8 protein-coding genes are annotated in these 12,291 nt (G+C 45.7%); 7 read left to right on the top strand and 1 reads right to left on the bottom strand.

All coding sequences use genetic code 11. From position 1 onward, the window contains the following. Positions 1-36: 36 nt before the first annotated feature. The 3 genes from ACR8BL_RS07640 (at position 37) to ACR8BL_RS07630 (ending at position 2,892) form a co-directional block, all read left to right on the top strand. A complete protein-coding gene (locus ACR8BL_RS07640; RefSeq protein WP_434752049.1) occupies positions 37-693 on the top strand; it encodes a response regulator transcription factor in 657 nt (218 codons plus the stop codon). A 159-nt stretch (positions 694-852) separates the two neighbouring features. After that, positions 853-2,076, top strand: coding sequence for a PLP-dependent aminotransferase family protein (locus ACR8BL_RS07635; protein ID WP_434752048.1), 1,224 nt, complete (start codon positions 853-855; stop codon positions 2,074-2,076). A gap of 150 nt (positions 2,077-2,226) precedes the next feature. Further along, positions 2,227-2,892, top strand: a complete 666-nt coding sequence (locus ACR8BL_RS07630; RefSeq protein ID WP_434752047.1) for an FMN-dependent NADH-azoreductase — start codon at positions 2,227-2,229, stop codon at positions 2,890-2,892. A 152-nt stretch (positions 2,893-3,044) separates the two neighbouring features. On the opposite strand, the gene ACR8BL_RS07625 is transcribed toward ACR8BL_RS07630, so the two are convergent. Next, positions 3,045-3,830: a DUF2161 domain-containing phosphodiesterase gene (locus tag ACR8BL_RS07625; RefSeq protein ID WP_434752046.1), complete on the bottom strand. Its 786-nt coding sequence runs from the start codon at positions 3,828-3,830 to the stop codon at positions 3,045-3,047. A gap of 360 nt (positions 3,831-4,190) precedes the next feature. Between ACR8BL_RS07625 and ACR8BL_RS07620 the strand changes: the two genes are divergently transcribed. The 4 genes from ACR8BL_RS07620 to ACR8BL_RS07605 all read left to right on the top strand — a co-directional run bounded on the left by ACR8BL_RS07620 (position 4,191) and on the right by ACR8BL_RS07605 (position 12,130). After that, positions 4,191-6,086 (top strand): PrkA family serine protein kinase, encoded by a 1,896-nt coding sequence (locus ACR8BL_RS07620; protein WP_434752045.1) that lies wholly within the window; start codon positions 4,191-4,193, stop codon positions 6,084-6,086. Between the two features lie 240 nt (positions 6,087-6,326). After that, entirely contained in the window at positions 6,327-7,322 is a 996-nt protein-coding gene (locus ACR8BL_RS07615) for a protoglobin domain-containing protein (RefSeq protein ID WP_434752044.1), read from the top strand. Positions 7,323-7,462: 140 nt separating this feature from the next. Beyond that, a complete protein-coding gene (locus ACR8BL_RS07610; protein WP_434752043.1) occupies positions 7,463-8,494 on the top strand; it encodes a LacI family DNA-binding transcriptional regulator in 1,032 nt (343 codons plus the stop codon). A 369-nt stretch (positions 8,495-8,863) separates the two neighbouring features. After that, entirely contained in the window at positions 8,864-12,130 is a 3,267-nt protein-coding gene (locus tag ACR8BL_RS07605) for an endo-1,4-beta-xylanase (protein WP_434756629.1), read from the top strand. Positions 12,131-12,291: the final 161 nt, after the last annotated feature.

The raw sequence follows: 12,291 nt of genomic DNA, 5'->3' as shown, positions 1-12,291 counted from the left end.
AAGTCAATTGCCCAATACATAACAGGGGGAACCACAATGAAAAAAGTATGGCAGGTGGTCATCGTTGATATCCACCCCACCAGCATGCTGGGAACAAAATTAATCTTGGAAGAGCAAGAGGATTTGACGGTACGTGGTATGACTTCGACGGGAACAGAAGGCCTTGAACTGGTGAGTGTGCACAAGCCCGATCTGATTCTGATGGATTATCGTCTTCCGGAAGGACAGGCAGATCAATACATCGCCCAAATAAAAGGGCTATCGAATGACACGCACATTATTATTCTGACAGATGAGGATAACGTAAAGTTGTTTCGTCATCTGATGAGCCTTGGGGCTAGCGGCATGTTATCCAAACAGGCTTCACCAAGCCAACTGATTCATCTGATCTCCGGACTAAGGGAGGGCTACGTTTCTATTCCAATGTCCTGGTTGAAAAGTGAGGATTGGGGTCATCCTGCCGATTCACCGGCAGAAGAATGTATAATTGAACTAACCGAAACAGAAACTTTTATTATGGAAAGAATTGTTCAAGGAGTAACCTATGATAAAATAGCGAGTGAGATCAATGTGAGCAGACGCTCAATTGACAATTATTTACGTAAAATTTATGTGAAGCTGGAAGTAAACAGCAGAGCGCAGGCCATCGAACGTTATGCCTTGCATGCAAGGCAGGCCAAGACGCTGTCCTGATTAATACCTTCGCTTGCCCTGTCAGGTTAAGATCAGATGGGTCCAGTCAGGTAATCATTCAGGTATTTGTCCAATTAGTTATATTTGGTGTCCGGCCGGAATAGGTTGTAGGGCGGCTGCGAGAACAGTTTCGGATTAGGGATAAAGGGGGATCTATCCATGAAATATTTCTTTGCTTCCCGTACCAACAGGCTTTTGTCTTCACCGCTGAGGGATATACGTGAGATGTCTGGCAAGGAGTATTTCATTTCTCTCGCTGAAGAATTGCCCGCGGAGGAACTGTTTCCATTTAAACTGTTGGAGGAAGCGGCACTGTCTGTATTCAGTTCAGGGCCTTCTGCTTTGCAATATGGTGAGCCAGGAGGGTATGCCCCATTAAGGGAATGGCTGAACAATGATTGGAATATGCGCAAGGGTATCCGAACCGTATCCGATCAGATTCTGCTGACCACAGGTACCCAACAAGCTATCGATCTTGTAATGCGTCTGTTGCTGGAGCCGGGAGACTCTGTGCTTGTCGAACATCCGACTTCTCCCGGCTGTCTTGAAGTACTGGAAATGCAGGGAGCGGCGATTGTACCCGTTGCTGGAGATCAGGACGGCATTCTGCCGGATTTATTGGAACAGCACATGCAGCAGGTGAGGCCGAAGCTGCTTTTTGCTGCACCCAGCTTTTCCAATCCCACGGGAATCTTGTGGAGCATGGAGCGACGAGAAGCCGTGCTTGATCTGTGCGCGCGATATGGTGTGTTACTTGTGGAGGATGATTCCTATGGCGAGTTGCATTTTGATGGTCTGGAGCCAGCTGCCTTCTACCGCAAGTATCCTTCACTCTTCGCACTGGACACCGCAGATCAGGGTGGACATGTCCTCCACATTGGCTCCTTTAGCAAAACGGTCGCACCAGCACTTCGCACAGGGTGGGCTGCCGGACATCCGGCACTAATAGAGGCGATGACATCTGTTAAACGGATTGCAGATGGACAGTCCAGTCCGATGAACCAGCGTCTGTTGTACCAACTGTTAGCACAGTCTCCCTTCCGATGGAGCGATCACTTGTCTATGCTGAACAAGGAGTACAAAACAAGACTTAAATTGATGCTTGAATTATTGAAAAGACCAGGCTGGAAAGGATGCAGCTATAACATTCCTGAGGGTGGAATGTACCTGTGGGTCCAGCTGCCTGAAGGGCTGAACAGTGAGGCACTGCTCAGGGCAGCTTTATTAAAGGGCGTATCTTTTCTACCCGGAACGTTATGCTCCACAGGCACACTGGATCAACAATACATTCGGTTAAACTTCAGCCGTCCAGGGCGTGATGAGTTGTTACTTGGCATGAATCTGATTAGCGAAGCCATCTCAGAATTTACCGCTCGTAGCTAGAGATAGAACGATTGCATCCACAGAAATTTTAATTTAGTTTATAAATCATAGAGATTACCTTATTGCATCCACTAACATTTTTATATATAATATGAATTAATGAGTTGTTGATTTCTTTATACTAGGCAACAACGGTTGCGAGTTGAGGATATGCACTCATATATTTTAATTATTGGGGGAAATTTCAACATGTCTAATGTTCTTTTTATTAAAGCTAATGACCGTCCTGCAGATCAAGCAGTTAGTGTTCAATTGTACGATGCATTCCTGAGCGCATACAAAGAGTCCCACCCAGGTGATACAATCACTGAGCTGGACCTCTACAATACAGACCTTCCATACTACGGCAACACTGTAATCACTGGTGGTTACAAAGCAGCTAACGGTATCGAAGCAACTCCAGAAGAGCAAAAAGCAGCAACACTGGCTGCACAATTGCAAGATCAATTCCTTGCAGCTGATAAAGTGGTATTTGCGTTCCCACTGTGGAACTTCACTGTTCCAGCACCACTGGTTAACTACATCTCTTACCTGAGCCAAGCGGGCAAAATGTTCAAATACACTGCTGAAGGCCCAGTAGGTCTGGTAGGCGGCAAAAAAGTAGCATTGCTTAACGCACGTGGTAGTGTATATTCCGCAGAGCCTATGGCATCTGCTGAAATGTCCGTTCGTTATGTAACGAACGTACTTGGCTTCTGGGGTATCCAGAACCCTGAGGTTGTAGTTGTGGAAGGTCACAATGCTTCTCCTGATCGTTCCCAAGAAATCGTGGAAGCTGGTTTGAAATTGGCTAAAGAAGTAGCAGCAAGCTTCTAATTCAATTTCGATATCGGTTTAATTAAAACGCCTGTCGTCTCCAAGGAGATGACAGGCGTTTTTTTTCTATTTACGAATGCCGGCACACGGGCTGTACATTCATCTCGGACGAAGGTAAGCCCACAAGGGTTCCGGATCGTTCATCGGATCATTCAATTTTTGCTGATGTTAAGGAGATAACGTTCGGTGACCTCGGCAACCTGAGGTTGTTCATTAGTTGAATCCTGCAACATAAGTTCATGTTCGGTTAATGCCTCCATGCCTTTGATGGTGAGCATATACTTTCCGCGGGAAACACGTTCAAACCAGTTGTAATAGTTTTTTTGCAAAATAGCTGCCGCTGAGCCTACACCGGTCTGCCGGGCAAGAGTCGTTGGTGAAGACTCACCAATGGTTCTTAGCGCAGCTGCGACACGTATAGCTTTTTCCCTATAGGCTGTCATCAGCTGGCGGCCAGTACTTCCGCCTATGTTATAGTCTCCGCTTCGTTCATCAAATTCCTTAAGCAGACGCTGACGGCGTATACCGCTTTTTCGAGCTGCCGGGATGGATCTGCCAGTACCGGATATCACGGAGGGTTCGCATAATACTTCAATCAGAGGTGCTTTGGTTTTGAAAAAGGTGACCGTTAATAGCCCCAGACCAAGCTGACTGCACAGCGTAGTCAGTTCGCCCCAGCGCTGGTTGACGGCTCCACGTTTGCTCCGGTTACGCTCCACCGCCAGATATACGAGTGGGCTGAGTTTTAGGCGCTGCATGCCCTGCAATAACAAGGAGAGGTTAAACGTTTTTTTCATCTCCACAATAAGGGGTTCAGTTTGATCCGCTCTAACTCCGACGAGGTCACAATGTTTAACCTCTGCCTTGACATCAAAGCCGCGCTGTTCAAAAAAAGTTTTGACAGGGGAATATAGTTCCGTTTCATACTGCACAGCCATATATTCTGCTCCTTTCCTGAAGTTGTCTAGCCGTCTGCATTACGTTGTTCCGGTTTCCTTTAATAGAACCACATTATATCATATTCATGCTTTTTTTTCTGAGGTCACGAGATGTCTGAGAGGACTGCATATGCATAAAATTCAGGGTCAAGGTTTGAAAAAAAGAGGTCAACTTATCCAAGTTGCCGCATAGGTATGTAATACACTTTTCACATCCATACAAGATCATTGGAACAAGGGTAGCGGGACTAAGCCGGACCGCAGAAGGGTATTCAAGCAGGAGCTGCAATTCTATTGATTTCTTCATACCATTCGGAATGGTTGACAATCACACTAAAGGAGCCATGGGAGGTACCAAGCATGAATATTTTTGAACGCGTTGCTGAATATCGGGCAGAGAGTGACCGTTTGTCATGGAACGGAACATTTGAAGATTATATTGCACTGCTGAGAGAGGACCCGACTCCGGCAATGACGGCTCACGCGCGAGTGTATCAGATGATTGAATCGTTTGGGGTAGAAGAGGTCGGGGGACACAAGCGGTACAAATTTTTTGAGCAGGAGATCTTCGGACTAGATCGTTCCATTGAAAAACTGGTGGAGGAGTATTTTCATTCGGCTGCACGCCGTCTGGATGTACGCAAACGGATATTGCTGCTGATGGGGCCGGTCAGTGGAGGGAAATCCACGCTGGTGACACTATTGAAACGGGGCCTGGAACAATTTTCACGTACGGAAAAGGGAGCAGTATACGCTATTAAGGGATGTCCGATGCATGAGGAGCCGTTACATCTCATTCCGCTGGAGCTTCGGGCCGATGTGGAGAAAGAGATCGGTGTGCGCATTGAGGGCAATCTGTGCCCTTCCTGCCAAATGAGACTTCGCACCGAATTTGGCGGGGATATCAGCAAGGTTCCGGTGGAACGGGTCATCATCTCTGAAGATAACCGGGTAGGGATAGGTACATTCAGTCCGTCAGACCCGAAATCTCAGGATATCGCTGATCTTACAGGCAGCATCGATTTCTCCACGATTACCGAATTTGGATCAGAATCAGATCCACGGGCGTATCGTTTTGACGGGGAGTTGAATAAGGCTAATCGGGGGTTGATGGAATTCCAGGAGATGTTGAAATGTGATGAAAAATTTCTGTGGAACCTGTTATCTCTGACGCAGGAAGGTAATTTTAAGGCAGGGCGCTTCGCACTGATTAGTGCAGATGAGATGATTGTGGCACATACAAACGAGTCTGAGTATAAGTCTTTTATTTCGAACAAGAAAAACGAGGCTTTGCAGTCACGGATGATTGTCATGCCGATTCCGTATAACCTGAAGGTGTCGGAAGAAGAAAAAATATATGCGAAACTGATTCAACAAAGTGATATGAAACATGTGCACATCGCGCCGCATGCGCTACGTACAGCGGCTATATTTTCTATACTTACCCGATTGAAGGAAACGAAAAAACAAGGCATGGATCTGGTGAAAAAAATGCGGATGTACGACGGCGAAGAGGTTGAAGGTTATAAAGAAGCCGATCTGCGAGAAATGCAAAATGAATATTTGGACGAGGGCATGTCAGGTATTGACCCACGGTACGTCATTAACCGGATATCCAGCGCTTTGATTAAGCAAAATCTTCAGTGCATTAACGCGCTGGATATCTTGCGTGCCATTAAGGATGGGCTCGATCAGCATGCTTCAATTACCAAGGAGGAGCGTGAGCGGTATTTAAACTTTATCGCCCTGGCACGTAAAGAGTATGATGAACTTGCGAAGAAGGAAGTGCAGAAGGCTTTTGTTTATTCGTTCGAAGAATCTGCCAGAACATTGTTTGAAAATTATCTGGATAATATTGAAGCGTTCTGCAACTGGTCCAAAATCCGTGATCCGCTGACAGATGAGGAGATGGATCCGGATGAACGGCTGATGCGTTCCATTGAGGAGCAGATTGGGATCTCCGAAAATGCGAAGAAAGCATTCAGGGAAGAGATTCTCATTCGGATCTCGGCATACTCCCGTAAGGAGCGCAAGTTTGAATACAGCAGCCATGACCGTTTACGGGAAGCGATTGAGAAAAAGTTGTTCGCTGATCTCAAGGATATCGTCAAGATTACGACTTCTACGAAAACACCGGATGCTACACAATTAAAACGGATGAATGAAGTTATCAAACGTCTCATTGAAGAACATGGATATACAGCTGCAAGTGCCAATGAATTGTTAAGATACGTAGGAAGTTTGCTTAACCGTTAACCTGCAGCACCATTCCGAATTAGGTCCTGAAGATTTGTTGTGAGGCTCCTTCGCAACAGGTTCAGGGCCTTTTAATATTAAAATAATCCATTTAATATAAATATTTTACAATTTAATATAATTAATCCCACATTAAATAGTTCTTAGGGTATATGTGTGTTTAGGTATTTTAGTCTATAATCAATTAAAATTGTTTTAATTTTGGTTAAAAAAGTTATTGAGGAGTTGATCCGATCGGATATGAGCAGCATTTCGGCAGAAAGGCAAAAACAACTGGATTATGTGGGGTTAACTGCACAGGATTTGAAACTACTGGCTGATCATCGGCCTGTCTTCAAAAAAGTTGTTGAAGAAGTGGTGGATCACTTCTACAAGCATGTTGGGAAGTATCCTGAATTAATAGAATTGATCGCCCGGTTTTCCAATATTGAACGATTGAAGGAAACACAGCGGATGTATTGGCTATCCATGACAGACGGCATCGTGGATGATGCATATATTGAACAACGTATCACCATTGGATTAGTTCATTCGCGCATTGGACTGACAACCAACTATTATCTCGGTGCTTACATGGCCTATCTGGATATCGCTACCACTATATTTAAACAACTTATCCCTGATTCGTGGCACTACGTCATTCATGCATTAAGCAAAATGTTCAATCTGGATTCGCAGCTCGTTCTGGAAGCTTATGAAAAAAAAGAAAAAGAGCAGCTTCACCAGCTTGCTGCAGATCAGGAAGGTACACTGCAAGCGATCACACAGATTACACAGGAGCTTACCGGTATGATTACGGAGTTGAATGAAAATGCACTATCCATCTCCGCTGTAGCAAAGGAAACGGTTGTTTCCCAGGATCAGGCGCATGTGTTATTGGAAGAATTAACTGGAGGAATGCAGCAGATCGAAAAAATGGGTGAGCTGATTCGTGAAATTTCGGATCAAAGTCACCTTGTCGGTTTGAACGCTGCAATTGAAGCCGCGCATGCCGGAGAGTTCGGACGTGGATTTGAGGTGGTTGCAAGTGAAGTACGCAAGCTGGCGGCAAGCTCCAGAGATGCGCAAAGCAAAATCCAATCCAATCTGAATCAGATCATGGAAATCTTAAAAAGAGTGCAGCAGGAGTCTGATCGTACGTCGAGTGGGGCGCGAAGTCAGGCCTCGCGTTCATCAGAGCTTGCCGTGTTTGCGACAGCTATGGAGAAGCTTGCCACGGATTTGAGTAAATTGTAGAAGTCACAATAACCTCGGGTATGCTCGGAACTTCCATACCGTTTCTGGCTGTAATAAGCTATAATGGATAGACAAACCTGCTGATGTTATAGTTAATATAGCCGGAGACAGGCGATTTATAAAGAGGTCGAGGTGATGAGATGGCTTCTATCCATGATGTGGCCAAAGAAGCGGGAGTATCTGTTGCAACCGTTTCCAAAGTATTGAACGACTATCCGGATGTTAGTGAAAAAACACGTAAAAAAGTGAATATAGCTATCGAACTATTAAAATATCAACCCAACGTGGTTGCTCGTGGACTGGTTAAACGCCGTTCATGGACAGTGGGGGTACTGCTTACCGTTCCGTTTACGAATCCGTTTGTATCCGAGTTGCTTGAAGGTATCAAAACAGCCTTAGAAAATAGCGGTTATGATCTTGTTCGATTATCAACACGATTTGATGACCCTACATATTCATTCATCAAGCACTGCCGCAGCCGAAACGTGGATGGCGTTGTCGTTTTCGGGGAAGGGCGGGAAAATAAAAGCATTCAGGAACTGGTCTCAGCAGAGATTCCAACGATGTTCATTGATACTGATCTGTTTGGTAAACGTGCGGGCTACATTACGACAGACAATGTGAACGGCGTTGCTATGGGGGTTAAGCATCTTTATGAGCTTGGACATCGCAAAATTGCCTACATTTCAGGTACGCTTGGACCTGCTGTAGCTAACCTTCGTTTGGACGGATACAAAGAAGGGCTTCGTCAATGCGGTATTCCTTATGCGACAATTTATCTGGAAGTCTGTGACTATTCATTTGATGGCGGTGCCAAGGCAGCCCGGCGATTGATGGCTCTTCAGGAACAGCCTACAGGCATCATCTGTGCCTCGGACATGTCTGCTTTTGGCGCAATTCATGAGATTGAGAAGCATGGATTCCGTGTACCGGAGGATATTTCCGTGGTCGGATTTGACAATACGTATTATGCTGAAGTGTTCAAGCCGGGTCTAACAACGGTGAATCAGAATATCTTCACCATTGGCATTCGAGCTATAGAATATCTGATTGCAATGATTGAAAATCCATCGTATACTCCTCCTGTCGTGACGGAACCATCCAATTTGATTATCCGCCAGACAACAGCACCAGTTAATGAAATGGATCCAGAAGTACCCGCACAGCCTTAGCTGTGCTTTTTTTAACCGGATTTTTCTGAAACATTGGAACGAAAAGACAGAGATTGTGAACAAAAGTATAAAAAGAGGGGGGAGGACACTAAATTTCCATATTTACAGTAAAAGGCATCATAACATAAATTTGAATATGTAACCGCTTACTTATAATGTAAGGCAGGTTCCCCAGGGTGTAATCAGGCTCACTTAAGGAGGTTAAGGTCCGTGCATTGAATGTTCCTGATCCCATCCGTGCGACATGATTTTGTTGCCAGTTAACAGACCAGCAGAGGATATCCATGCATGCAGAAAGTGCGTTGTGAAATGCCCGATGTTTGACCGCGTTACAGGATGGATGACGAAATTCAAGAAGGAGGAGTTTACGTGCGGGGAAAATGGTTGAGATTATGCTTGGCAGCTGTTATGATCTTAAGTTTGCTGCCAGGTATCGGAGCAGGAGAACAGAAGGCAAGTGCAGCAAATGCGGGTGATATTCTGTTGACTCATTCGTTTGAGGACGGTACGACTCAAGGTTGGACAGCCCGGGGTGGAGTTACGGTTGCAGTGACTGGAGACCAAGCTTACCAGGGGACACATGCACTGAAAACAACGGGCCGTACTGAAAATTGGAACGGACCTTCACTGTCATTGACAGATGTGGTAAATAAGAATGCTGTCGTCGAAATCTCTGGCTATGTGAAACTGGTTGCAGGTTCAGCCCCCGCTAATCTGAAATTCACCGTGGAACGCCGCGATGGCAACGGGGATACGCAGTATGATCAGGTTAACGCAGCCGAGCAAGTAACTGATCAGAAATGGGTGAAGCTGCAAGGTCAATACAGCTATGAACAAGGCAGTGCCCTGCAGTTATATCTGGAAAGCGCGGATGCGACTTCTGCTTATTTGTTAGACGAGTTCCAGATCCGTCTTGTTACACCTGCCCCGGAGAATCCGGGTGTACCAGGAGAACCGGGCAAGAGTTTGTTCAAGGCTGATTTTGAAGATGGAAATATCGGAAAGTGGCGTGCACGTGTTAATGAAAAGCTGGAAGTCGTTAGCGGTATCGGACACAATAGTAACCGCAGTTTAAAAACCTCTTCTCGAACAGAGACATTTCATGGACCGCTGGTAGAGGTGCTTCCTTACTTGCAAAAGGGAAGTACAGTTCATGTCTCCTTCTGGGCGATGTATGATGAAGGGCCTGCAACACAGGTGATCAATGGCTCATTGGAGAAGGAATTTAACGGTGACTCCGCTAAACTTGAATATGCAACCTTTGCTTCCACTACGCTCAATAAAGGCCAGTGGAAGAAGATCGAAGCAGATGTCATTGTGCCGGCAGAAAGCACTGGTGTAAGTGGGTTCCGTATGTATGCCGAGACACCGTGGAAGCAGTCTTCCGAAGTCACAGAGACAGATACTATTCCGTTCTACATCGATGATGTGCAGATTACTGTAACGGAAGCGATCGCGATTGAGAAGGAAATACCGGATTTGGGGAAAAAGCTTGGTACATCCTATGCCCTAGGGGCTGCGATTGATCAGACGGCTCTGAACCCTCAGGACCCGCACTCTGAGCTGCTGAAGAAACATTTTAAAAGTATTACAGCGGGCAACTTCATGAAAATGGATGCAATGCAACCAACAGAAGGTAATTTTGTCTGGTCTGAAGCGGATCGACTGGTTAACTTTGCTGCAGCGAACAATATGGAAGTCAGAGGTCATACGCTGCTCTGGCACAGTCAAGTGCCGGATTGGTTCTTTACCGATCCAAATGATGCATCGAAGCCGGCTACGCGTGAGCAGCTTCTGAAACGCATGAAAACACATATCCAAACGATTGTGAGCCGTTACAAAGGCAAAGTGCATACGTGGGATGTGGTCAACGAAGTCATCTCGGACGGAGGCGGACTGCGTGATCAGGCGAGCAATTCGAAATGGCGGGATATCATTGGCGATGTAGACGGCGACGGAGATGACAGTGACTACATTGAACTGGCTTTCCGTTATGCACGTGAGGCTGATCCTGACGTGGTACTGGTGATCAATGATTACGGAATTGAAGGCAGTGTCAGCAAAATGAATGATATGGTCAAGCTTGTAGAAAAGCTGCTGGCTAAAGGAACACCGATTGATGCTATCGGTTTTCAAATGCATGTGTCGATGTATGGACCGGATGTAAAACAAATTCGTGAAGCATTCAACCGGGCTGTTGCTCTGGGCGTTCACATTCAAGTGACAGAGCTGGATATGTCCATTTACTCCGGAAATTCTGAGCAGGAGAAACCTGTAACGGATGAGATGATGCTGGAGCAGGCTTATCGTTACCGGGCGTTGTTTGATCTGTTCAAAGAGTTTGACGATCGTGGTGTCATGGACAGTGTAACGTTATGGGGACTTGCGGATGATGGCACATGGCTGGACGATTTCCCTGTCAAAGGTAGAAAGGATGCACCACTCTTATTTGATCGTAAGCTGAAAGCCAAACCGGCTTATTGGGCGTTGGTTGATCCGGCATCCCTGCCTGTGTATAGAAATGAATGGACAGCTGCACAATCCAAAGTGTCTTTGCCTGATCGTAAAGGGCAGGAAGATACTCTCTGGGGAGCTGTGAAGGCACAGCCGTTCTCACATGTAATCGAAGGTACGGCGGGCACTACAGGCGAAGTGAAAACAGTATGGGACGGAAAAAAACTGAATCTGCGTATTGAAGCCAAAGATGCCACACGTCTGAAGGGTGACCAGGTAGAGGTTTTTATCAGTCCGGAAGATCAGGCAGCTAGCAAGAAAAATAACACACCGAAAGATGGACAATACGTCTTTCATCGGGATGGCGGCAAAGGCAAAGGCAAAGATCAGAAGTTGTATCAAGTGAAGGAGAATAAAACAGGGTATATTGTTTACGCATCGTTGCCGTTCTCCTCAGCTGATCTGACCGAAGGCAAAGTATTATCTCTGGATTTCCGTATCACGGATAAACAGCCTACTGGTAAAACTTCCATTATTGTCTGGAATGATACAAATAATCAGCAACCACAGAAAAAGGAAAGTCGGGGCAAGCTCAAGCTGGGTCCTGCATTGAAACAAGTCAAAGTGTCGTACGGAACTCCTGTTGTAGATGGTAAGGAAGATAAGGTATGGAAAAAAGCGGTGACCATCACAACGGATGTTAAGGTTGCAGGAAATGCTGGTGCCAAGGCAAAGGCGAAATTGCTGTGGGATGAAAAATATCTTTATGTACTCGCAGATGTCAAAGATCCTTTACTGAGTAAAAAAAGTGCGAATGCACATGAGCAGGACTCCATTGAGCTATTCGTTGATCTGAATAAAAATCAGACCAGCAATTACGAGGATGACGATGCACAGTATCGGGTTAATTTCGACAATGAAGTTTCCTTCGGAGGCAATGCTCGCAAAGAGTTATTCAAGTCGAGTGCACGTCTGACCAAGGATGGATATGTAATTGAGGCAGCCATTCCATTGGAAAATGTTAGCTCCAAGCAAAGTAAATGGATTGGTTTCGATCTACAGGTGAATGATGACGGTGCAGGGGATGGCAAGCGCAGCAGTGTCTTCATGTGGAGTGATCCTTCGGGCAATTCGTACCGCGATACGTCCGGATTCGGCAGCCTGCTGCTGGTGAAAAAATAACGTTGCTGATCAAGCTTATGATCAGTATGTTTAATGAAGTGTGTAAAGGAGCGATTCCGGTATAAACGGACTGTGCTTCTGGAAATAAGTGTTGATTTTAGTGGCTGGGACGTTTAGACTATAGACATTCATCATAAACGGGTTTCAAATGTATGCCATTC

Source organism: Paenibacillus amylolyticus, assembly GCF_051136285.1.
Classification (GTDB): Bacteria; Bacillota; Bacilli; order Paenibacillales; family Paenibacillaceae; genus Paenibacillus; species Paenibacillus amylolyticus_F.
The sequence above is the reverse complement of the archived record's forward strand: the minus strand, read 5'-3'. Positions and strand labels throughout refer to the sequence as shown.

What these genes read in the sequence shown, in the direction of transcription:
- ACR8BL_RS07630 (WP_434752047.1), top strand. Translation starts at nt 2,227, where the DNA reads ATGCACTCATATATTTTAATTATTGGGGGAAATTTCAACATGTCTAAT.
- ACR8BL_RS07620 (WP_434752045.1), top strand. Translation starts at nt 4,191, where the DNA reads ATGAATATTTTTGAACGCGTTGCTGAATATCGGGCAGAGAGTGACCGT.
- ACR8BL_RS07635 (WP_434752048.1), top strand. Translation starts at nt 853, where the DNA reads ATGAAATATTTCTTTGCTTCCCGTACCAACAGGCTTTTGTCTTCACCG.
- ACR8BL_RS07610 (WP_434752043.1), top strand. Translation starts at nt 7,463, where the DNA reads ATGGCTTCTATCCATGATGTGGCCAAAGAAGCGGGAGTATCTGTTGCA.
- ACR8BL_RS07625 (WP_434752046.1), bottom strand. Translation starts at nt 3,830, where the DNA reads ATGGCTGTGCAGTATGAAACGGAACTATATTCCCCTGTCAAAACTTTT.
- ACR8BL_RS07640 (WP_434752049.1), top strand. Translation starts at nt 37, where the DNA reads ATGAAAAAAGTATGGCAGGTGGTCATCGTTGATATCCACCCCACCAGC.
- ACR8BL_RS07615 (WP_434752044.1), top strand. Translation starts at nt 6,327, where the DNA reads ATGAGCAGCATTTCGGCAGAAAGGCAAAAACAACTGGATTATGTGGGG.